Source organism: Corynebacterium sp. HMSC076G08, assembly GCF_001811515.1.
GTDB classification, from domain to species: Bacteria; Actinomycetota; Actinomycetes; order Mycobacteriales; family Mycobacteriaceae; genus Corynebacterium; species Corynebacterium hiratae.
In genome coordinates, this window is sequence record NZ_KV805031.1 from 57,805 (window position 1) to 79,118 (window position 21,314).

A 21,314-nucleotide genomic window follows, 5' to 3' on the forward strand; every position below is an offset into this window, starting at 1 on the left:
CCGACTTATCAGGTATTCTAAAGCCCAAAAGTTCGGGGGGACTCCATCTTGGATAAGTGGTGCGTTTTGAGTTCTTCGCACCCCAATCCCCTCTTGCCGGTACTTCCACTATCAAGAGGCACTCATGAAACTCATACAGCAAGATCTAGGTCATTCTGAAGCAGAGACCATACTTAGCGCATTGCCGGTGCCTCGCCGAAACACCTACCTCCACTTGGCTAAACAACACGGAGGCACCGATACCGACATCGATATACTCGCAGCTTATCTTTACGTTTGGAATGGTTTCATGGCATCTGTTGTTGACAGAACAACTGGTGAAGTTGAGGTTCTCTTGCGTAACTTTATCGATTCAAGATTTAGAGAGTGGAACTCCTCACCTCCGAGAAATGGCTCACCAAACTGGTTGGAGCACCCAGAAGCGCCGCTGACTCAACTTGCGCTACCGGAAGGCCGCAGTCGGCTTGCGGACCTAGCGCATTGCGATAGCGCCTTCAGCCCACCGAGTCACGATGATTATGTTGCTGGTTTGACCTTCGGTATTTGGGTTCACCTACTACCTAAGCCTCACGCCGGAAACAAAAACCCACGAGTGGTTCTCTGGAATGAGGCTCTCGAACCACATGTTCACAAACTAAACCGAGTTGAATTCCAGCAGTACGCAATGCTGGTAAAAGACATGCGCAACCGAGCGACGCACCGTCGCCCTCTCATAAAAGACATACCCAAACTAGAGAAAACCCATCAATTCTCTATCGAGCTAGCTAAGGCCATAAATCCCAAAATGGGTGTCTGGATGCGCTCGGAACGGTGGATCCCTGAAGCGCTAAAGCAATTCCCGGCGAAATAAAAGATGGCCCCAGCGATGCTGGGGCCAGAGCCTATTTGCCTTGCGGCTTGATATCCAGAAGCCTACTACGCAAGTACACAGGCGTCCACCCACCGATATAATGATTCTTCTTCGTCGTCGTATGAAACGACGACGCCCCTAATGCACCACTTTCAGGCCCACGATCCCACCAATGATCATGGCGAGGAACAGCACCTTCCACACGGTTGCCGCCTCGTGCCCGGCGGCGAAGGAGTAAATGACGGTGACCACCGCGCCCACGCCGGCCCACACCGCGTAAGCGGTGCCCACGGGGATGGACTTCATGGCCCAGCCCAACCCGCCCATCGAAATGGCGCAGGCAACGAAAAAGACCACCGAGGGCCACAGCCGGCTGAAGCCCTCCGACTTATCCAGCGCCGCCGCCCACACGGCCTCGAAGGCGCCGGAGAAAATCAACACGCACCACGACATGGCCAGCCCTTTCTGGCCGTCTTGTCGCGTCACCGGGTACGGCTCCCTCGTCCGGGGCTCGCATGAATCGCAGCGAGCCTGCCCACAATAATGGCACACTGGGCGGCATGAAGATTGCATTCCTTGGTACTGGCCGCATGGGCACTGAGCTCGCCCGACACCTCCTCAAGAACCATGAGCTCACCGTGTGGAACCGCACCGCCGAGCGCGCGCAGCCGCTGGTCGATGCCGGCGCTACCCTCGCCGATTCCCCCACCGCCGCCGTAGAAGGCGCAGAGGTCATCATTACCTCGCTCTTTGGCCCCGATGACATCCGTGAGCGAGTCATTGACGCCAACCTCATCCCAGAGGGCGTGACCTGGATCGATACCACGACCGTCTCCCCCGATGCCGCCCGCGAATTCGCCGCCGCAGTCGACTCCTATGTCCACGCGCCCGTCGTTGGCTCGCTGGGCCCGGCGCGCGAGGGCAAGCTCGGCGCCTACGTGGGTACGCCTGACGACGATCGCCGCGAGCTCGCCATGACCATCGCCGAACACTGGGCGGATGAGAACAAGCTCATCGGCGTGGAATCCGCCGCCACCGCGGCGATTGGCAAGCTCCTGGCCAACCTAGCCCTCGCCGTTACCGCGGAGGGCGTACTGGAAGCACTCCACCTCGGCGAGTCCGAGGGCCTCGATTCCGAAGTCATCCTCGAGATGCTCGACATCACCGGTCTGGCCTTCATGAAGAACATGAAGGGCCCGTTCATCACCGGTGAGCGCAACACCACTCCGGGTGACTTCACCGTAGACGCCCTGTGCAAGGACGCCAAGCTCATGGAGATGACCGCCAACAAGCCGCTGCCTGCAGTGGCCGCCGCCATCGAGCGCTTTGAGGAGCAGCAGGCCATGGGCCACGGCGACCAGGACTTCTCCTCCATCTTCGTCTTCCGCAACAAGGGCTAGGCCCGAGCGTTTAGACGGCCCGCTTTCCGACGAGCCCGCGCAGCACCTCCTCCAGCTGCGTGTTATCCCCCGTGTCCTGGCTGTGAAAGCGCGCGGCAATAAACTCCGCGCGTACGCGGCTATCACTCGCTAGCCGCTCCACATTAAGTTGGTATCCTGCCGCCGTAACCAGCGCGTCAAAGAACACCGTCTGTGTGCGGGTGTTGCCTTCTCTAAAGCTGTGCACCACATTGAGCTCGCCCCACAGCTCCGCCAGCTTGGCCACAAACTCATCAATCTCTAGGCCGCGCAGAAAATCATCCTTCGCCAGCCCCGCAAACAACTTCTCTGCTGCCTTCGTCATTTCCGGCCCCGCCGGATAGTAGGCATGCCCAGCCTTAATCATGAACTGGTCTGTAGGGGCAGTCCGCTCTTCACCCGCCCATTCATACACATCCTGAAAAAGATGTCGATGTATGTCCTTGAAGTGCGCGTAGTCAAAAGCACCTTCCAGAGGAACTATGTAAAGCTGAGCAATTCGAGCGTTGACGGCAACGGTTTCAAGATGATTCAGTCGTTCTAAGTCTGGCTCCCCAAAGGGATGTTCCTCACTTAAGAAGAGATTGCGCAGAGTCCTCGTACCTGGAATGTAGTAGTCATCCCAATTCTTTTGTCTCATCCCCCGATTCCTCCCATAACTTAATTGAGCTGGGACTTAGCCTTCGTGATAGCTTCATCGACCGTCATCTCTCCTGAAGCGACGGCACGGACAAGCGCTTCCTGCTCCGCATCCATATCGTGCCCAGCCAACAGCGATACCCCCTTGGCAAACGTCACGCTATCTTCAACGCTCTTCCCTGTTCCTACTGTGCTTGTCATGTGGGTATCCTCCCGAGTTTTCAACTACATTTTCTCTCATTTTAGCAGCTCACAACACCAATCCCAAGGGCGCTTCCCATCTCGAGAACAACGTTCAGGGCGTGCATTTTGCTAAACTTCATCAATAAGTTTTGACTATTGTCAGCCGCCCAATGCAAGGAGTTCGCCGCCCACCAATGCTTTCCATCGACGCCGATTATGGGCATTCCACGCCCCTTGGACATCTTGAGAAGGACTTCGCCCCCGGCCGCATCTATGGCCTCGCTGGGCCCAACGGTTCAGGTAAATCCACGTTACTTGCCACGCTCGGCGGTGAGCTTGCGCCTCTCGAAGGCTCAGTGGAGTGCGACGGCCGTCCCGTCGGCACGAAGGAGCAGCCGGGTGCTGTGATTACGGTAGCCGAGCCGGTTTTTCTCCCCGACCTCACCGTGGGCGAGCACCTGGACTTGATAGGGAAGGCGGCAGGGGTGGACGTCGCCAAGCTCTGCGAGCTCTGGGCGCTTGAGCCTCTCCTTCCACACCCTGCCTCGCGCCTGTCCTCGGGCCAGCGCCAGCGCGTGTTTCTGGCTGCCCAGCTGTACCAGCCGGCGCGTGCTTTGCTTATCGACGAGCCCGAGCGCCACCTCGACGCCACCTGGACCGAGTTCCTCGCAAGCGAATTGCGCTACCTAGCCGACGAGGAGAATCGCTGCATCGTCGTGGCCTCACATTCCGACACCATCACCCAAGCCTGCGACGAGGTGGTGCAGCTGTGATGCGCACGCTATCCCGGCTAGGTGATGGCATTTGGTATCTCATCCTCGCCGGCATCGTCTTCGGCTTCGGTTATACAGTCTGGCAAGAAGTCGGCGCAGTCCTGCCTATCATCCCGGCGCGCATCACTCTGACTGGTGTCGCTCCTATTGCCGGCATCGTGGGACTGCTCGCGCTTATGGTGCTCACCGAGGTTCTCTATCCTCTGCGCGCACTGTCGCGGGAACGCTGGGTCTACGTCGATCGCCCGCGCGGCAGGCTCCGGGGTACAGACTGGATCACGTGGGCGCAGCTGGTCGGCTTCGGGGTGTTGGGGTTCGGCATCTGCGTGTCCACCGGGCTATCCCCGTGGTTCGCGCTTGTGGTGCCAGCCCTGCGTTTCGTCGTGGGGTGGCGCTCGTTCACGCTGGCTTCGCTTCTCAGCGCTGGGCGCACGCGCCTGGTCGGTGGATCTGGCCTTGGCCTGCTTGATTCGGAGGTCACCTCTGATGCCATTGCGAGCCAGTCCGCGTGGATTCCTCGTCGCGCCCATGCGCCCTCCACGTTGACGGGCCTCTTCTTCCGTCGTCTGGGACGACGATGGTACATCGGCGTCGGTGCGCTCGCGGCCCTCGGCTTGACGTTGGGGTTCGCCCCACAGCTCGGGGCGCTGGCTATCGTCGGATTCATGTCCGCGTGGAGTCTCGTCGGCGCGGCGGTTGGGCGCGCCGCCTCCTTCGGCCGCGTCAGCGACGATGCATGGCCCGACTGGGGCCTTCCCCTTATCGCTTCTGTGGGCACGGCGCTCCTTGGTGCCGGTGTCCTCCTCTTGGTGTGGAAGCTCTCCGCCATCGCAGTGGCGCTCATCATCGCCGGTCTTAGCTGGGCGTCGTTTAAGCGTTCCCGCCCGGCACAGGTAGACAGCATGTCCATGCTGGACAGCGGCGGCTTCGGCGTCTCCTTCTCCCCCGAGGTGCTGCACTACATTGCCCGCGGCGCTCTCGGCCTTGGCGTGGCGGCCCTTGCGCTGGGGTATTAGCCGGGGCTAGTCTTTCAGGCATGAAGATTCATTCCTAATTCGACGTCACTCTTTTACGCGACTTACTCGAAGGTGGATTTCTTCATGCCTATTTCTTTTTCTCATCTCACCGTCACCTGGCCCGACGGCACCCCTTGTTTCACGGACCTCACCGGAACGTTTTCCTCCCACTTCACAGGCTTGGTTGGGGCGAATGGCTCCGGAAAATCAACACTTGCCAAGGTGCTTGCAGGCCTCATTTCTCCCAGTTCGGGAACGGTATCCGCGGGCACAGTCAGCTATGTCGACCAGGATTTAGACCTCCACACGTCTGACACCATCGCCGATGTTTTTGGCGCAACAGAGATCCTCAGTGCCATTGCCCGCATTGAGGCTGGCGACTACTCGGAAGAACTCGCCGCCACTGTTGGTGAGAAGTGGGACTTAGCAGAACGCATCGAGGCGGCTCTCAACGCTGCGGGTATTCCCTTCCCCTTAGAGCGCACCATCGGAACACTGTCTGGCGGTGAAGCCGTGACCGTGGCTCTGACCGCCGCCTTCTTCCGCAAGCCGGATTTCCTCATCCTCGACGAGCCCACCAACAACCTGGACTCCCCATCACGCCAGCGCCTGCTCGAGCTCATTCGCACCGCACCGATGCCGGTTCTCGTCGTCTCACACGACCGCGAGCTCCTCGCGTACGCGGATAGCATCGCGGAGCTCTACCACGGAACACTTCGCGAGTTCGAGGGAAACTACTCCTCCTACCGCGCAGCGATTGATGCTGAGCAGGATTCCGCGCAGGCCAAGGTCCGGGAGACTAAGGCTGAGCACCGCAAACAAATCCGCGAGCGCGCCGCTATGCAGACCCGCATCGCCCGCGATGCCCGCCGCGGCAAGAACTTCGCCGCCTCGAAGCGCAAACCCGGCATGGCCATGGGCTTAGACAAGAACCGTTCCGAGCGCTCGGCCGCTGGGCGCTCCCAACAGGCCAACGATGCAGTGGCTGCCGCCCAGTCGGCGCACGACAAGGCGCAGCGCGCGCTTCGCGACGACACCCAGGTCCACATCGATCTCCCCGGCACTGAGCTGCCCGCGGGCACCCGCGTGCTGGTCAGCGATCTGCTGAGTATTACTGGCCCCGAGCGTGTTCGCCTCGCCGGGCCAAACGGCAGCGGCAAGACCACCTTCCTCAACCGCATCGCCCGCGGAGACGTCGAGTACGCGCTGCCCTGCGGGTACATCCGCCAACGCATCGTCTTGCCCGCGGAGAAATCGGTGTTCGACATCGTGCGGGAGGCCAATCCCAACGCGGACCCGCAGTTCCTGCGCGACCAGCTGGCGCAAATGCTCTTTGTCAACGACAAGATCCACCAGCCCGTGGGCCAGCTTTCTGGTGGCGAGCGCTTCCGCGTCGAAATCGCCCGCGTCCTGCTCAACGATCCGGCCCCGCGCTTCCTACTTCTCGACGAACCGACGAACAACCTCGATATCCCCACCACCGATTGGCTGATTGAGGTGCTTACGAGTTACCACGGGGCATTCATCCTGGTCAGCCACGATGAGCACGTGTGCGAACAGCTCAATCTGACGCGCACCGTTCACGTGGCCCCATAAACTGAAACCTCTCTAGCGCCCGCCCTCTTTTCGTTGTACAGTTTCTTGTACAAGAAAGGAGAGAGCTTATGAAAACCATGTCCTACTCGGAATCGCGAGCAAGATACGCCGAGGTCCTACAGTCAGTCGTTGATGACCGTGAAGAAGTCATCATTACTCGCAATGGTCATGAGTCTGCAGTCATCGTCTCCTTAGATGACTACAATTCTCTTCGCGAAACCGCTTACCTTCTGCGTTCCCCTCGCAATGCCCAGCGCCTGCTTGACTCCATCGAGAGTCTCAACGCCGGGGAAGCAACGGAGCACGAGCTCGTTGAGGAAGATTAAGCTTCATGATTCTTTCGTGGACAGAGGAAGCATGGGAGGACTACCTCTGGTGGCAAGCTCACAACAAGAAGATCCTCAAGAGAATCAATAGCCTCATTAAAGACATTGCACGAAACGGCAATGAAGGGATAGGAAAGCCCGAACCACTCAAGTTCGAGTTGGCCGGGTTCTGGTCTCGGCGAATTACCGAAGAGCACCGACTGATCTATCGCATTAAGGGCGCGACCATCGAGATTGCTGGGTGCAGATACCACTACTAGCTAGCGTCAACTTCCCGTATCGCCTCTGCCTAAAAGGCATCTGGCAAAAGGCATCAGTCATAAGGCGTTTTCACGGCCAAAAACGCCTTTTATGCTTGACAAATGGAGTTTTTAGACCCAAAGATGCCTTTTATCAGACGCCTTTTGCGGGGCGCCTTTTGCGAGGCGCCAAAAGGCAGGCGCCGACAGCGAGCTAGCTGACGAGTGCTTGCGCGGCAGCGCGGGCGCCGGCAATAACGGCGGGCACGCCGACTCCATCAGCCCAGGCGCCGGCGGTGGCGATACCGGGGACGTCGGCAAGCTTGGCGCGGACCGCGGCAACGGTGGCCAGATGCTTTTCGTCATAGCGGGGGATGCCGCCGAACCAGCGCTGCGTGTAGATCTCCTCCACGCCGGCGGCGCGGCCGTCGAAGCCTGTGATCTTCTGCAGGTCATCGAGGGCGTAGTCCACCAGGTCATCCTCCTCCGCGCGCACGAGGGCGTCATCGCCGAAGCGGCCGAAGGAGGCGCGCACGAGGAAGCCCTCGCGCTCGTTCAGGTGCGGCCACTTATTAGAGGAGAGAGTGAAGGCCTTGGCGCGCAGGTCAGGCTCATCGGAGGCGACGAGGATGCCGGTGGCCTCCGGAAGGGAGTTGCCCTCCGGATCCGTGGCGGAGGCGAAATTGAAGCCGACAACCACAGAGGAAGCCAGCTGGACGGTGGACAGCTCCTGGGCGGCCTCGGGGGCTACGGCCTTGAGCAGGCGCGCGGTGGTCGGTGCCGGGGTGGCAAAGAGCACGCGGTCGAAGGGGCCGATAGCCCCCGGCGCGCCCTTGACCTCGAAGGCATCGCCCTTGCGCGTCACGCCGGAGACGAAGGTGTCCAGGTGGATCTGCGCACCGGACTTGTCAGCCAGGGCCTCGTAAAGCTCGGCGTAGCCGCCCTTGAAGGTTCCAAAGACGGAGCCTTCGGCCGGGCTGCGGCCGGACTCGATCTGCTTGATTGCGGCCGACAGCGTGACGGGGCCGTCCTTCGCCAGTGTGTCCAGCGTGGCCGCCAGGTGCGGAACCGTGGCGCGCAGGCCTAGGTCGTCGGCCGTACAGGAGTACACACCGCCGAGCAGCGCGGAGACCACGTGGTCCACCACGTCATCGCCGTACTGCTGGCGAACGAGCTGACCCACGGAGACATCCCCGCCGATCTCCCACTCGAAGGGCTGCTCGTTGGTGATGCGCTCGTTGGTCGCCTCGGAGAAGAAGTCCTGCGGCTCGGAAGGAATACCCATGACCCCGCCCTGCGGCAGGAAGTGCAGCTCGCCGCCGGTGTACACGCGCGGGCGCAACTCCGGATTGGGCTCCACAAAGGAATCCTGCAGGCCGAGCTCCGTGAAGAAGTCCACGGCGTCCTGGCGGCGGCGGATGAAGGCCTCCGCGCCCATGTCCGTCGGACCGCCGTTGAAGGCCACGGTGTGCAGCTTGCCGCCGATGCGATCCGCTGCTTCAAAGACGAAGATGTCGTGGGAGCCCTCAGTGTTCTGCTTGATTTCCCATGCCGCGGTGAGGCCCGCGAGGCCCGCACCGATGATCGCGATCTTCATTTAGCCCTCCTCGTGGATGATGGCGACGGCACGGGTAATGGCCTCCGCCTCCGTGGTCGGCAGCACGCCGTGGCCAAGGTTCCAGATGTGTCCACGCAGGTTGCCTGCCGCGCGGGCGGCATCTATTTCTGCCTTGATGGCGCGTACTTCCTTGCGCACCGCATCCTCGCCGGCGAACAGCAGGGCTGGGTCGAGGTTGCCCTGGAGAATGTCCGCGTTGACGCGGGCCGCGGCGGCATCCATGCTCACGCGGTAGTCCACGCCCATGACCTCAGAACCGGCCTCCGACATCGCGCCGAGCAGCTCGCCAGTCCCCACGCCGAAGTGAATGCGCGGCACGCGGCCTTCTGCGACCTTAAGGATCTGCTCCGAATAAGGCAGCACGAACTCGCGGTAATCGCGCTCATTGAGGTAACCCGCCCAGGAATCGAAGAGCTGCATGGCGTCGATGCCGGCATCCAGCTGGAGCTCCAAGAAAGAAATGATCGTCGGGGTCAGGCGCTCCATGAGCTGGTGCCAGGTCTCCGGATCGGAATGCATGAGCGCCTTGGTACGCTCGTGGTTCTTCGAGGGGCCGCCCTCAATGAGGTAGCTGGCCAAGGTGAAGGGTGCGCCGACGAAGCCGATGAGGGCCTGCTTGTCGGTGAGCTCGCTCAGAATGATCTCAATGCCTTGGCGGACCTCGGGCACATCCACGTCGAGGATAGGCAGGTTGTCCACGTCCTCCGTGGTGCGCACGGGTGCATCCATGACGGGGCCGCGGCCGGGGACGATCTCCACGCCAACGCCCGCGGCTTTGAGCGGGACGACGATATCGCTGAACAAGATGGCGCCGTCGACATCGTGGCGGCGCACCGGCTGCAGGGTGATCTCCGCGAGGAGCTCCGGCATGAAACAGGAATCCAGCATGCTGATTCCCTCGCGCACCTTGCGGTACTCCGGCAAAGAGCGCCCCGCCTGGCGCATGAACCAGACGGGCGGGCGGGACGGCGTGTGGCCAGTAGCGGCAGCAATCAGCGGCGCATCAGACAGTCGAGACATACCGTCCATTATGAATCAAAAGTTGGAGTAGGTGCCAATCAGGAGTTTTGAACGCGGCGGGCCTTAATGAAAGCCGTCGAATTCGGGTGAAAGAGGAAGAAGATGGCCACCATGAGCACCATGGGAATGAGCAACAGGAGCAACCCACCGACGCCCGCGATCAGCGCCGCAATGCTGACGAACATGGTGTAGGCAGAAACTGCGGTGATGATCCGGCGCGCCCATACCGAGCCGCTTGCCAGCTGCGCGGAACAGGCCGCAATAATCACGGCGCCCACCACATTGGAGATGGCCGCGAAACGTGTGTTGAAGCGGATATAGTCCACTTGTTCCGGGCTGAGCTGGGTGTTCGTCACCGATGTATAGGAGCCAAAAAGCCCCACCATCCCGGCGGTCAGCATGACAACGGCGGCAACCACGCAGACCCAGTAGGCAATGCGCAGCTGCGAAGGCCAGGTGGAAAAGTCTTGCTCGCCCTGCTTCTTGGGGCGGCGTGGGCGGCGGTTATAGTCCGCGGGACCGGGGCGCTCGCTCATCGCTTGCCGTCCTTGCTGTCCTCTTTCTCCCTGTCCTTCTCTTTATTATCTTTATTCTTCTTCTCGCGCTCCTCCAGGTTTTCTTGGCGGCGCTGTTCCTCCATCTCCTTGCGCATCTGGCGCAGCTGCTCCATCTCGCCGGTGTACTCGAGCACCTCTTCCTTGGTGGAGAACATCAAGCCCATAACGGCCGCCACGCCGACGAGGATTTGCACGGCACCATCGAGCAGGAATAACCAGTCCGGCACGCTCGCCCCGGCGGGACTACTAATGAAAACGATGAGCACGCGGAGAGCAAAGTAGAGGGAAAAGGCGAACCACAGGCGCCGGCCAGTACCGGCTGCCTTGGAGTTCTTGTGGATAAAGCCCAGCATGATGCCCAGCAACACGACAATGGCGAGTGAAATCAGCGAGCTGAACGCCACCGAGCCATAACCCACGAGCTGCACAAAGGCATCGCTGACGTCCTGCCCGGACTTCTCCGCCGCAGACTCCGCGGTCTTGCGGGCCTGGGCAAAGAGCTCATCGCGGTTCAGCAAGGTGAGCACGATACTTAAGACCAGGTGCACCACCTCGAGCACCAGGGCAACGGTCCACACCTTGAGCATGAGGGAGACGGCTTCGGTGCGCTTGGCGTGCTCCTTATCCGGCTCCTTATTCTGCTCCGTCGGCTTGTGTGCCGACGAAGCCGTGTTCGGGCTGAACGTCACGATTCTCCTTTTACTTGAGCAAGCGGGCGGCGTCCGTGGCGAAGTAGGTCAGGATCTGGTCCGCGCCCGCGCGCTTGAACGCGGTCAAGGACTCCAGCATAACGGCCTCGCCATCGATCCACCCGTTCTGGGAGGCGGCCTGAATCATGGCGTACTCGCCGGAGACCTGGTACACGGCTACCGGAACAGAGGAGCGCTCCACCGCACCGGCCAACACGTCGAGGTACGGCAGGCCAGGCTTCACCATGACGATGTCCGCGCCTTCCTCGATGTCCAGGTCCACTTCCAGCATGGACTCGCGGAAGTTGCGCGGGTCCTGCTGGTAGGTGCGGCGGTCGCCCTCTAGGGAGGAACCCACGGCATCACGAAAGGGGCCGAAGAAGGCCGAGGCGTACTTGGCCGAGTAGGCCATGATGGCGACATCCTCGTGGCCAGCCTCATCGAGGGCCTCGCGGATGGCAGCGATCTGGCCATCCATCATGCCGGAGGGGCTGACCATGTGCGCACCGGCGCGGGCCTGGGAGCGGGCCATATCCTGGTAGAGCTCCACGGTTTCATCGTTGAGCACGCGGCCCTGGTCATCGACCACGCCGCAGTGGCCGTGGGAGGTGAACTCGTCGAGGCAGGTATCCGCCATGACGATGAGGTCATCGCCGAATTCCTGACGCAGCTCCGCAATCGCCACGTTGAGGATGCCCTGCGGGTCCCAGGCCACGGAGCCGGTCGCGTCCTTATCCTCTTCGCGCGGCACGCCGAAGAGGTCAACGCAGGTCACGCCCGCATCGAGGGCCTCGTGCGCGGCACGCTTGAGGGAATCCAGGCTGTGCTGCTGCACGCCCGGCATGGAGGGGATATCACGGGGTTCGTTCAGACCGTCGACCACGAACATCGGGAGGATGAGGTCGGAGGGGCGCAGCGAGGTTTCCGCAACCAAATCCCTAAAAGCCGGGTTCTGACGTAGGCGGCGGGGGCGGCGAGCAATGCTCATGAGTAAAAACTCTCCTTTGAGCTACGAGAAAATTGAACTACCTTCTCGACTCTAGTCGCCCCTCTCCTGCCCGCCCAGAAGCGGTCTACGCCGTCTTCTTGCGCGAGCGGCGCTTCTTGCGCGGAGCAGGAAGGTTGCCGGCAGCGCGCAGGGCCGCGACGTGGTCAGCGAGGGCGTCGACAAGCATCGGCACGTCCGCGACCTCCGGGACCACGTCCACGCGCAGGCCCACTTCCTCGGCCGCCGCCTTGGTGGAGGGGCCGATGCAGGCGATGATGGTGCGGGCATGCGGCTTGCCGGCAATGCCGACGAGGTTGCGTACCGTCGACGGCGAGGTAAAGGCCACGGCGTCGAAACCGCCAGTCTTGATCATGTCGCGGATCTCCGCGGCCGGCGGGGCCGCACGAACGGTACGGTAGGCCACGACATCATCGACTTCCCAGCCCAAGTCCAGCAGGCCAGTCACCAGCGCCTCGCCTGCAATATCGGCGCGCGGCAGCAGCACACGCCCCACAGCGTCGATGTCTTCAACATAGTTTGGGAAAACCTCGACGAGACCCTCGGCGTTCTGCTTCGTTGCCGGCGGCAGCAGCTCCGGGACCATGCCCTTAGAGCGAATCGCATCGGCGGTCTTCTGCCCCACCGCGGCGAGGTGCACGCCGGCGAAATCGCGGGCATCGAGGCCGAGTTCCGCAATCTTCTTCCACACCGCGCTCACCGCATTGACGGAGGTGAACACGACCCACTTGTAGCGGCCTTCGACGATACCCTTGATGGCGCGATCCATCTGCGCCGGATTGCGTGGCGGTTCCACGGAGATGGTGGGCACCGACTGCGGGATAGCGCCGTGACCAGCCAGACGGGCGCTCATCGCCGCGGCCTGCTCCTTCGTGCGCGGCACCAGCACGCGCCAGCCATAGAGCGAACGGTTCTCCCACCAGGAGTACTTCGAGCGATCATCAAAGCTGCGACCCAGCGTGACCACGAGCTCGCCCGGCAGCTCAGCATCAAGTTTGCCCAGCGTGCCCAGCGTGGTCTCGTGGGTGCGCTGCAGGCGCGTGGTGCCGTGAACGGTGACATATGCTTCCGTCTCCGCGGGCATTCCGCGCTCCACCAACTCGGCGGAAATGACCGGCAGGTCATCCGCCGTGGCCTGCAAAACCAGCGGCTGCGTCGCGGTGGCCAGCGCGTCCCAGTCCGCCCCTTGCGTGATATCAGCCTCGGTGTACGTGGCACCGAGAGCAATGCCCGCAAAGGAGGGAACCGTCGAAGGCAGAGACATGCCCGGAACCACCTGGAATTCCATGCCTGCGTTGGCCACGGCGGTAATCTCCGCCTTGATGGATTCGCGGTTGAGCGGGTTACCGGTAACCAGGCGGATCACGTCGTGGCCCTCGGCGCGCTCGAGCGCGTTACGCAGTTGCTTGACGACGTCCCCCTCGACCTCCTCAAAGACCGCCGCCGTCGGCGGTGCTGGGCGCGGCGGCTTGCGGCGCGCGCCCGCTTCCTTGGCCGCGGCGCAGATGCGCTCGTACTCTTCCTCGGCGGCGTCGAGAAGCTCCTGCGGAACCGGCACCTGCTGCGCCACCATGTCGCGCACGCCCTGCGAAACCCCCGCGTCGGTGACAACGTTAGCGGTGGTCTCCAGAACCTCGCGGGCGCGGACGGTCAGCAGATCAGGATTACCTGGGCCGGCACCGACGAAGACGACTTTGCCCAGATCAGACTTACCCAGCTCAGGCTGGGTATCCGGCACGGCATTGCTCATAAGGTTCTTTTCTAGTTTGTGGGTTCCGAGTGCCCCGGCGCCGAAGCGTGGCAGGCGCGGGATGGAGATAAGAAAGCCCCTCACTCGCGAGTTAAGGGGCCCTTAATCATTGCTCTCAATGATCGTGTGCTAGATACACACTAAAGGAAAAGGCCCGAAACCAAAAATCTACGTGCGATTACTCCGCTGCCAGTAGGTCTGCAGCTCCCTGCGCGAAGAGCTCCTTGGAGACCGCGCGCCCCAATTCTTCAGCCTCGTCCGCTGTTCCCTGAGCCTGAGCGATGAGCTGGCGGGAGCCGTCGAGAGCGAAGACCCCACCGCGCACGACAAGCTGATCGCCCTCCCAGTGGGAGGTAGCGGCCACCGGCGCGGTGCAACCGGCCTCCAGTTGGGAAAGTACGGTGCGCTCGGCGCGGGTGGCGGCGGTAGCGGGGGCGTCGGCAAGCAGGGCGATGGCCTTCGCCGCCTCGGTCCCCTTGACCGCCTCGATGGCCAGGGCACCCTGCGCGGGCGCGGGCATGAAGATCTCCGGATCGAAGACCTCGGTGGCGCGATCCGCGTAACCCGCGCGCACGAGGCCGGCGTAGGCCAAGAGGACGGCGTCGAGCTCGCCGCTGGTGACCTTGCCCATCCGGGTATCAATATTGCCGCGCAGCGGACGGATGTCCAGGTCTGGGCGTATCGCGCGCAGCTGGCTGATGCGGCGCGGGGCAGACGTACCCACGCGCGCGCCCTCCGGCAGTTCCTTGAGGGTCAGGCCATCGCGGGCAATAAGTGCTTCGCGCACGTCCTGGCGCTGCGGAACCACGAGGTCGAAGCGCTCGTCGGCAGCCGTGGGCAGGTCCTTAAAAGAGTGCACTGCGATCTCGCACTCGCCGCGGGCGACGGCCTCACGCAGGGCCTGGGTAAACACGCCCACGCCGATGCGCTCCACGGGAGCCATATTGACGTCACCCTGCGTGGTGACGATGTGCAGCTCAGCCTCATAGCCTTCCTCTTGCAGCCACTCTTGCACGTGGCCCGACTGAGTCGTGGCCAGGAGGGATCCTCGGGTACCGATCTTCAACATCTATGCGTCCTTTTCTTCCTTAGTGCTTTCCGCGGCTTCCATCTGCGCGGCGTCCGGCAGCTCCGCCACGTCCACGGCGACGCCGCTGCCCTCCAGGTGGAGTCCAAAAAGCTCCTGCAGTGCGGTCTCGTGGCTCACGGTGCCAGAGTTCGCCGCGAGCTGCTTCGCGCGGACCGTGGGCTCGTGCAGCAGCTTATCCGCAACGCGCTTGAGGGCGCGATTGATATCTCCCATCTGGCGCTCATCCAGCTCCGGGTGCTTCTGCTCCAGCCGCGCTACCTCGCACTGGACCAGGTTCGCGGCCCGCTTGCGCAGAGCTGAGACCGCCGGGACGACGTCGCGGACGCGTTGCTCAGAGGCATAGGCTTCCAGCTCTTCGCTGACGATGCGCCGCGCCTGCGCGTGCGGGCTGGTACCGGCGGCCAGGTCGGTATCGGCTGCCTGCAGGGAGTTGCTGAGCCTCTCGATGTTGACCAGATCGACTCCCTCGACCTCTGCCACAGCGTCATCAATATCGCGCGGCAGAGAGAGATCCACGAGCATCAGCTCGCGGTCGGCTACGTGATAGCGCTCGACGTCGGCCGCCGTAATAGTGAAGCCCTGGGCTCCCGTGGCGGAAATTGCCACGTCCACATCGCGCAGGGCCTGGGCGCGCTCCGAGAAGTCGATAACGTCCGCGTACACGCCCGCCTCATGGGCATGCTGTGCCACGCGCTCCGCACGGGCAATGGTGCGGTTCGCGATAATTAGCTGCGCACCCAGGCGCCCCGCGTGCGTTGCCGCGAGCGAGGCCATCGCGCCTGCGCCCAAGATGAGCACGCGCTTGCCCGCGAGATCTTCCCTGCCCATGCGGCTCAGCGCCTGATCAAAAGCAAAGGAGACCATGGAGGAGCCCGCCTCATCGATCTCGGTTTCGGAATGCACCCGCTTGCCGGTGCGCAGCGCGGACTGCGCCAGCGCATGGATGCGCGGGCCGACGGTTCCTTGCTCCGAAGCAAACTGGTAGGCGGTGCGCACCTGGCCGATGATCTGCTGCTCCCCTACCACCATCGAGTCCAAGCCTGAGGCCACCATCATGAGGTGCTCAGCGACGGCGTCGGCATAGCGCACATAGAGATAGGAGCGCAGCTTCTCCTCCTCCACCCCGGAAACGTCAGCGAGGTTGCGCACGACATCCTGGACCCCGGTGTGGAAAGAGTTGGTGACGGTGTATACCTCGAGGCGGTTGCAGGTGGAGATAATCATCGCCTCGCTCAGCGAGCCCGCCGACACCATGGCCCGGCAAGTGTCATTCTGCACGGTCTCGTCCATGCTCAGCTTTTCCAGCAGCGCCACCGGCGCCGACTGATGCGACATGCCCACGACGAGCACACTCATGCACAACCCTCCAGTTTTGCATCATCCCTTTGGATGACATAGATCATCCAAAAGACTACTAGTTGTCATCTCGTTTCCGAAACTCACGGAAGTGCCCACAGAAAGCTAGTCCGCCAGCGCCTGCGCTAGCTCCTCATTGTCCACTTCCCAGCAGGAGAATTCCTCTCCATCAATAACCACAACAGGAACGCGATCGCCGTATTCCATGGCCAGCTCCGCATCCTCATCGACGTTGCACACTTTAAGCTCTGCCCCAGCGTGACGGACCACCGGGGTAATCTGCTCCAGAACGCGCGCGCAGGAGCCGCACGTGGTACGCACCATCAGTTCGACGACGTGGGACATAAAGCTCTCCTCGGTAGGACGTAGAACGTTTCGCGGTTTACTATGGACACGTTAGTCCGCCCACCCTATGAAAGCTGAACGCGTGCCCCTCCCGCTCCCTCCTGGTATGCCCGATTCTCCCCGCGAGTTCCTTGCCAATTGGACCGCTAGCAGGGGAAACTTGCGCAATTTCCTGGAGCAACAGGCTTTCGCCCCGCTCGGCGAAGAGCACCAGCGTACGGCCGGTGAGGCGTCGGCAGCCGCCGCCGTGGAGCACCTCTTCGGCATCGACCTGGATGCCTTCTCCTCTGGCATCGATTCCGTCCAGGGTTCCTTCGAATCGGCGGGGTCGCGCTCCATAACCGAGCCCGACCCAGACATCCCCCAAGACGCCGGCGCTGCAGCCTTCTTTGATGTGGACAACACCTTGGTCCAAGGGTCCTCGCTCGTGTCCTTTGCCTTGGGCCTCGCGCGGCGTCGCTACTTCAAGCTCTCAGAAATTCTGCCCATTGCCTGGAAGCAGCTCAAGTTCCGCATTTCCGGATCGGAGAATGCCGCCGACGTGGCTGCTGGGCGCGTGCAGGCGCTCGAGTTCGTCAAGGGCCGCTCGGTAGATGAGATGGTGGCCTTGTGCGAGAGCATCGTGGACCAATCGATGGCCCGGAAGGCCTACCCGGGCACGAAGCAGCTGGCGCAGATGCACCTCGACGCCGGCCAGCAGGTGTGGCTGGTCACCGCCACCCCCGTGCAGCTGGCGCAGATTCTGGCGCAGCGCTTCGGTTTCACGGGCGCGCTCGGCACCGTGGCGGAGGTGAAAGATGGTCGCTTCACCGGCCGCCTCGTCGGCGATATCCTCCACGGCCCAGGTAAAAAGCACGCCGTGGCAGCGCTGGCCACCTTGGAGAACCTCGACCTTGAGCGTTGCACTGCCTACTCCGACAGCGCCAACGATGTCCCGATGCTCTCCATGGTGGGGACCCCCGTGGCCATTAACCCGGATTCCAAGTTGCGCGATATCGCCGAAGAAAAAGGCTGGCTCATCCGCGACTACCGCTCGGTACGCAAGGCCGTGCGCACCTACGGCCTCCCGGCACTCGCCACCGCGCTCTTCTCCTATGGCAGCTGGCGGTTCGTGCGCCGCTAACTGCTGTTTTGAGCCTTAGTGCGCAGCATGTCCATGCACATGACCGCACCAATCAACCCTGCATGCTGCTGCGGGTCGAGCCCCGGCGCGATGCTGAGGCGGTAGGTATTCTTACCGGCTAGGAACCTGCCCACGCCTCCCCACTCGTTGCGCACCTCTGCCAGCGGCTGCCCCTGGCTGGTAATCGTGATATTCCAATCCCAGACATCGCCTTCAATCTCGATCTCCGGAAAGCCCTCCATCTCCAAGCTCAGGCGCGTCTTGAACATGGCAAACTGCTTGGTCACGATCGCCATGGGCTTCTCGACGCCCGGCAGATACACCTCATAGGTATCCCGCACGAAGTTGGGCGGATCCTTGATCACCATGAGCGGCTGTTGCGGGTTTCCCTGCTCATCCGTGAAGGCGACTTCGAGGCTGCGGGAGGAGTTGAAGAACATGTCCTTCAGGCTCGTCGACTGCAGAATCGTCCCGACGGGCACGCCCTCGTCATCGGCGATCAGGAATTCATCCTGCATGAAGGACTTGGTCTGCGAAATAACCAGGCTGTTAAGAGTGAGGAGTCGAGGCAACATAGTTCGCTATTTTACGTACGCGATGAGCTCCTGTGGGGTGAGAAGGATGGCACTCCCCACTCGGTGTATAGCGACAAATACAGGCTCCATAACCCCCTCCCAGATATCCCAATAATGCCAGGTAGAGATAGATGTCCGGGGCATATTTTATAGTGCGTTTAGAACATATCATCGACACGTCAATCTCGGGGGATACCGTGAATACCGCCACCCAAACCGCCTACTTTTCCCATATGAACCCTGACTGCGCCCTCGCCGTGGAGCGCAGCGCCGCTCGCCGTGCAGACTACCGCTCGTGGGTAGCCGCCATGCCAGACCTCGATGAGGATTTCGGGGTCGCGTGCCAGAGGCTCGTCGCCAAGCTTGGCGTCGGGGACTACACCGTTAGTGAATGCTGTCTAGCCGTGCACCGCCTCACGGAGCTACCGCAGGTCAAGGCCCTACAAGACAGCCAGTTCTTGCTCGATATGAAAGCGCTCATCACCATCGACCGCACCTTGACCAAGCTGGGCGCGCTGCCTGCGGAAACACTCGCGCTTATCGACGACGCCCTTGTCACCTTCTTCACCCCTACCTCACCGAACCAGGTCTTTCCCACCCCGGCGCAGATTGGGCGCAAGGTGCGCGATATCTGCAAGAGCATCAACAAGTCCTTTTCCTTCCGCGATTCCCCGAAGAAGGACTCATATACTTTTACCGATACTGGCGAGCGCGGCATCCTCGAGCTCAATACCGATAGCGCCACGGGCATGATTTTGGATGGCTACATCAAGCAGGCAGCAAAGGAAAACGGCCTTTCACAGGCCGATGCCCTGAAGAAGCTCATCGCCGGCAGTATCTCTCCGCCCGCGACCGTCATTCTGCACACCTATCAAGCCAGCGATATCGACAACGCTCCCACCTTCGTCCAAGGGCATGGTTGGACGTCACAGGACATTCCCGCAACACGCACGCGCGACCTTTCCTCGCAGCCGCCGGAGTCAGCCAGCTACGTTTGTTCAGAGCTCATCCGCAAATACGTGGAGGGCCGGGACGGCACCTGCCGCGCTCCGGGATGCAACCGGCCGGCCTACCTGTGCCAAATGGACCACCGCATTAACTACGCCGATGGTGGCGCCACGCACCCGCGCAACTTGGCCAGCCTGTGCCAGCACCACCACAACATGAAGACTGATGGGCGCGCGCACTACATCATGGATCCGCATACTGGGGACATCGTGTGGCTCTACGAGGACGGAACGTGGGCCATGACGGAGCCGACTGGCCCGCTGGCAAAGAAGACGAAGCGTTGGGCCCAGACGGTAGCCCAAAAGATCACGGCCACCCGCGAGCGCGCCTACGAGGAAGCACAAGAGGCTCACAACGCGCACGACGCTGCCGAGGAACCCCGCACCCCCAGCACCCCGCAGGAAGATATTCCGTTCTAAGCGGTGTCGTCGTTTGAAACGACGGCGCGGTCATCTGAAATGACGGGAAGGAGAAAAGATAACAGAAACTCCCCGCCACGATCCCAAAAGGACCATGCGGGGAGTTTGCAGGCGAAGCTTTACTTGCCCAGCTTACGGCGCTGAACGCGGGTGCGGCGAAGCATCTTGCGGTGCTTCTTCTTGGACATGCGCTTGCGGCGCTTCTTGATGACAGAACCCATAGCAGGTTTCCTCACTTTCGGTATCAGTACGTACGTAACCCGGCCGGCAACGCCTGGAATAAAACCACCCACGGTGCACTCGAGGCGGCCCCCGCGAAACGGGGAGACACAGGCATACCAGTGCCGAAACGAATGTTCACTATCTTACCTAGTGGCCTGCCCAGCACCAAAACTAACGGCAGCGCCCACCGCCGTGGACCGCGAGGGTCCGCAGTGGTGGGCGCTGTCAGAGAGAGGTGTGCGCTAGGCTCCGTACACGGAAGCCTCAAGGTATTCCTTGACGGCGGATTCGTGAACGCGGAACGAGCGTCCCACGCGCACTGCCGGCATGTCACCTGCATGAACCAACCTGTACACCGTCATCTTGGAGACACGCATGATCTCCGCAACTTCGGCGATGGTCAGGAAAGTTCCCTTATCTTCATTCGTCATAGTTTATTTAACCCTTCAGCACGTGACGCGCTGTAGGCTTCCCCTCCCACAGGACTATCACGCACGCGCTCCTGCCAGCTTAGCGTGAAACCTGTGACTAATGCGACCCAAGTGCTAATTTTTTCCTCTTTCACACCGTTGTTCCCCATCAAGCCCGAATGACAACAGGTGTCACATCGCTCCCAGGGCGGTGGAGAACTCTAGGCAAGTTCCTGCGCACGCTGGGAACATGCCTCAGCGGCGCGGAAAAAGGCGCCTCGAAGTCCGGACTCCTCGAGCTCGCGAAGGGCAGCGGCAGTGGTTCCCCCCGGGGAGGTTACCCCTGCGCGCAAAGCGACCGGATCCTTACCGGATTCAGCCAACATTTCACCCGCGCCCTGTGCAGTGCGGGTGGCCAGCTTCTCGGCAACGTCGCGGGTGAGGCCGAGTTGTACGCCGGCATCAATGAGCGCTTCGGTGACTAGGAAGTAGTAGGCAGGTGCAGAGCCGGCCAGGGCGGTAGCGGCATCGATGTGTTTTTCTTCGATGACGGCGACCTCACCGACGGCCTCCAGCAGTTTGACCACGCCGTCGAGCTGCTCCTTCGTGACGTGGGAACCACCCGCGCAGGTGCACATGCCCTTGCCCACCAACATGGGGGTATTCGGCATGACGCGGACGACGGGCACGCCCTCGCCTGCGGCCTTCTCCAGGGTGTCGAGGGTCAGACCAGCCGCCATGGAGGCAACCACCGCTGTCTTGGGGATGTCGAGCCCATCGAGAAGTTCCTCGATGGCATAGGGCTTCACACACGCAAAGATGTAGTCGGCGCCGTCGATCGCCGCAGCATTATCGCTGGTAACACTTACGCCGTAAGCGTCCTTCAGCTCCTCACCACGCTCGGAGCGGCGGTTGGTCACCACAATGTCCGCGGCCTCGTAGCCTGCGTTCACCAGCCCGGAAACTAGGGCTTCGCCGATTTGTCCTCCACCAAGTACTGCAATTTTTGTCATGCATCCCAGGGTGCCAGAAAGGCTAGGATGCGGCCACCAGGTCAAGGCTGTGCACGCAGGCTGACCCCGCGCA

Annotated in this window: 25 protein-coding genes and 1 riboswitch; of the genes, 9 read left to right on the forward strand and 16 right to left on the reverse strand. The window is 61.8% G+C overall.

The window, feature by feature from the left end; genetic code table 11:
- Positions 1-124: 124 nt before the first annotated feature.
- Positions 125-850 (forward strand): hypothetical protein, encoded by a 726-nt coding sequence (locus HMPREF2806_RS04695; RefSeq protein WP_232745267.1) that lies wholly within the window; start codon positions 125-127, stop codon positions 848-850.
- A gap of 138 nt (positions 851-988) precedes the next feature.
- Here the strand turns inward: HMPREF2806_RS04695 and HMPREF2806_RS04700 are convergent, their stop codons facing one another.
- The gene (locus HMPREF2806_RS04700; protein WP_070516496.1) at positions 989-1,303 is read right to left on the reverse strand and encodes a DMT family transporter; all 315 of its coding nucleotides are present in this window, start codon (positions 1,301-1,303) and stop codon (positions 989-991) included.
- A gap of 11 nt (positions 1,304-1,314) precedes the next feature.
- A riboswitch (guanidine-III (ykkC-III) riboswitch) is annotated at positions 1,315-1,385 on the reverse strand.
- Between the two features lie 25 nt (positions 1,386-1,410).
- On the opposite strand from HMPREF2806_RS04700, the gene HMPREF2806_RS04705 reads away from it, so the two are divergent.
- Complete coding sequence (locus tag HMPREF2806_RS04705) at positions 1,411-2,250, forward strand: NAD(P)-dependent oxidoreductase (protein ID WP_070516498.1); 840 nt, start codon at positions 1,411-1,413, stop codon at positions 2,248-2,250.
- Between the two features lie 10 nt (positions 2,251-2,260).
- On the opposite strand, the gene HMPREF2806_RS04710 is transcribed toward HMPREF2806_RS04705, so the two are convergent.
- Together HMPREF2806_RS04710 and HMPREF2806_RS04715 are read right to left on the reverse strand one after the other, a co-directional pair.
- The gene (locus HMPREF2806_RS04710) at positions 2,261-2,908 is read right to left on the reverse strand and encodes a Fic/DOC family protein (RefSeq protein WP_070513427.1); all 648 of its coding nucleotides are present in this window, start codon (positions 2,906-2,908) and stop codon (positions 2,261-2,263) included.
- A gap of 20 nt (positions 2,909-2,928) precedes the next feature.
- Positions 2,929-3,108: an antitoxin VbhA family protein gene (locus HMPREF2806_RS04715; RefSeq protein ID WP_070513429.1), complete on the reverse strand. Its 180-nt coding sequence runs from the start codon at positions 3,106-3,108 to the stop codon at positions 2,929-2,931.
- 176 nt (positions 3,109-3,284) lie between these two features.
- On the opposite strand from HMPREF2806_RS04715, the gene HMPREF2806_RS04720 reads away from it, so the two are divergent.
- The 5 genes from HMPREF2806_RS04720 (at position 3,285) to HMPREF2806_RS04740 (ending at position 7,061) form a co-directional block, all read left to right on the forward strand.
- Complete coding sequence (locus HMPREF2806_RS04720) at positions 3,285-3,863, forward strand: ABC transporter ATP-binding protein (RefSeq protein ID WP_070516500.1); 579 nt, start codon at positions 3,285-3,287, stop codon at positions 3,861-3,863.
- Positions 3,863-4,879 carry an ABC transporter permease gene (locus HMPREF2806_RS04725; RefSeq protein WP_070516502.1) on the forward strand — a complete coding sequence of 339 codons (1,017 nt, stop codon included), beginning with the start codon at positions 3,863-3,865 and terminating at the stop codon, positions 4,877-4,879. The genes HMPREF2806_RS04720 and HMPREF2806_RS04725 overlap by 1 nt, the downstream gene beginning before the upstream one ends.
- Positions 4,880-4,963: 84 nt before the next feature.
- The gene (locus HMPREF2806_RS04730; protein WP_070516505.1) at positions 4,964-6,475 is read left to right on the forward strand and encodes an ABC-F family ATP-binding cassette domain-containing protein; all 1,512 of its coding nucleotides are present in this window, start codon (positions 4,964-4,966) and stop codon (positions 6,473-6,475) included.
- A 68-nt stretch (positions 6,476-6,543) separates the two neighbouring features.
- Positions 6,544-6,801: a type II toxin-antitoxin system Phd/YefM family antitoxin gene (locus HMPREF2806_RS04735; protein WP_046647800.1), complete on the forward strand. Its 258-nt coding sequence runs from the start codon at positions 6,544-6,546 to the stop codon at positions 6,799-6,801.
- A gap of 5 nt (positions 6,802-6,806) precedes the next feature.
- Positions 6,807-7,061, forward strand: coding sequence for a Txe/YoeB family addiction module toxin (locus tag HMPREF2806_RS04740; RefSeq protein WP_046647801.1), 255 nt, complete (start codon positions 6,807-6,809; stop codon positions 7,059-7,061).
- Between the two features lie 193 nt (positions 7,062-7,254).
- On the opposite strand, the gene HMPREF2806_RS04745 is transcribed toward HMPREF2806_RS04740, so the two are convergent.
- The 9 genes from HMPREF2806_RS04745 to HMPREF2806_RS04785 form a co-directional block, all read right to left on the reverse strand.
- Positions 7,255-8,637 carry a protoporphyrinogen oxidase gene (locus HMPREF2806_RS04745; RefSeq protein ID WP_046647802.1) on the reverse strand — a complete coding sequence of 461 codons (1,383 nt, stop codon included), beginning with the start codon at positions 8,635-8,637 and terminating at the stop codon, positions 7,255-7,257.
- Positions 8,638-9,678, reverse strand: coding sequence for a uroporphyrinogen decarboxylase (gene hemE / locus HMPREF2806_RS04750; RefSeq protein ID WP_049154861.1), 1,041 nt, complete (start codon positions 9,676-9,678; stop codon positions 8,638-8,640).
- Positions 9,679-9,716: 38 nt separating this feature from the next.
- Complete coding sequence (locus tag HMPREF2806_RS04755) at positions 9,717-10,214, reverse strand: tellurium resistance protein TerC (protein ID WP_070516507.1); 498 nt, start codon at positions 10,212-10,214, stop codon at positions 9,717-9,719.
- Complete coding sequence (locus HMPREF2806_RS04760; RefSeq protein ID WP_070516509.1) at positions 10,211-10,924, reverse strand: MFS transporter; 714 nt, start codon at positions 10,922-10,924, stop codon at positions 10,211-10,213. Before HMPREF2806_RS04760 ends, HMPREF2806_RS04755 begins: the two co-directional genes overlap by 4 nt.
- A gap of 10 nt (positions 10,925-10,934) precedes the next feature.
- Complete coding sequence (gene hemB, locus HMPREF2806_RS04765; protein ID WP_049154862.1) at positions 10,935-11,912, reverse strand: porphobilinogen synthase; 978 nt, start codon at positions 11,910-11,912, stop codon at positions 10,935-10,937.
- Between the two features lie 85 nt (positions 11,913-11,997).
- Complete coding sequence (locus HMPREF2806_RS04770) at positions 11,998-13,680, reverse strand: bifunctional uroporphyrinogen-III C-methyltransferase/uroporphyrinogen-III synthase (RefSeq protein ID WP_049154863.1); 1,683 nt, start codon at positions 13,678-13,680, stop codon at positions 11,998-12,000.
- Positions 13,681-13,858: 178 nt separating this feature from the next.
- Entirely contained in the window at positions 13,859-14,749 is an 891-nt protein-coding gene (gene hemC / locus HMPREF2806_RS04775) for a hydroxymethylbilane synthase (RefSeq protein WP_070513451.1), read from the reverse strand.
- Positions 14,750-16,126 (reverse strand): glutamyl-tRNA reductase, encoded by a 1,377-nt coding sequence (locus HMPREF2806_RS04780; RefSeq protein ID WP_070513453.1) that lies wholly within the window; start codon positions 16,124-16,126, stop codon positions 14,750-14,752. It lies immediately after the preceding gene.
- 105 nt (positions 16,127-16,231) lie between these two features.
- Complete coding sequence (locus HMPREF2806_RS04785) at positions 16,232-16,471, reverse strand: glutaredoxin family protein (protein WP_070513456.1); 240 nt, start codon at positions 16,469-16,471, stop codon at positions 16,232-16,234.
- Positions 16,472-16,577: 106 nt separating this feature from the next.
- On the opposite strand from HMPREF2806_RS04785, the gene HMPREF2806_RS04790 reads away from it, so the two are divergent.
- Positions 16,578-17,594, forward strand: a complete 1,017-nt coding sequence (locus HMPREF2806_RS04790) for an HAD-IB family hydrolase (protein ID WP_070513459.1) — start codon at positions 16,578-16,580, stop codon at positions 17,592-17,594.
- Here the strand turns inward: HMPREF2806_RS04790 and HMPREF2806_RS04795 are convergent.
- Positions 17,591-18,169: an LURP-one-related/scramblase family protein gene (locus HMPREF2806_RS04795; RefSeq protein ID WP_070516511.1), complete on the reverse strand. Its 579-nt coding sequence runs from the start codon at positions 18,167-18,169 to the stop codon at positions 17,591-17,593. The genes HMPREF2806_RS04790 and HMPREF2806_RS04795 overlap by 4 nt on opposite strands.
- 152 nt (positions 18,170-18,321) lie before the next feature.
- Here HMPREF2806_RS04795 and HMPREF2806_RS04800 point away from each other — a divergent pair, with 152 nt between their 5' ends.
- Entirely contained in the window at positions 18,322-19,596 is a 1,275-nt protein-coding gene (locus HMPREF2806_RS04800; protein ID WP_232745268.1) for an HNH endonuclease signature motif containing protein, read from the forward strand.
- 119 nt (positions 19,597-19,715) lie between these two features.
- Here HMPREF2806_RS04800 and HMPREF2806_RS13015 read toward each other — a convergent pair whose 3' ends face one another.
- The 3 genes from HMPREF2806_RS13015 to proC form a co-directional block, all read right to left on the reverse strand.
- The gene (locus HMPREF2806_RS13015) at positions 19,716-19,817 is read right to left on the reverse strand and encodes a 30S ribosomal protein bS22 (protein ID WP_003855542.1); all 102 of its coding nucleotides are present in this window, start codon (positions 19,815-19,817) and stop codon (positions 19,716-19,718) included.
- 243 nt (positions 19,818-20,060) lie between these two features.
- Positions 20,061-20,249: a helix-turn-helix domain-containing protein gene (locus HMPREF2806_RS04805; RefSeq protein ID WP_010189818.1), complete on the reverse strand. Its 189-nt coding sequence runs from the start codon at positions 20,247-20,249 to the stop codon at positions 20,061-20,063.
- Between the two features lie 200 nt (positions 20,250-20,449).
- Positions 20,450-21,241: a pyrroline-5-carboxylate reductase gene (proC, locus tag HMPREF2806_RS04810; RefSeq protein WP_070513468.1), complete on the reverse strand. Its 792-nt coding sequence runs from the start codon at positions 21,239-21,241 to the stop codon at positions 20,450-20,452.
- Positions 21,242-21,314 lie beyond the last annotated feature (73 nt).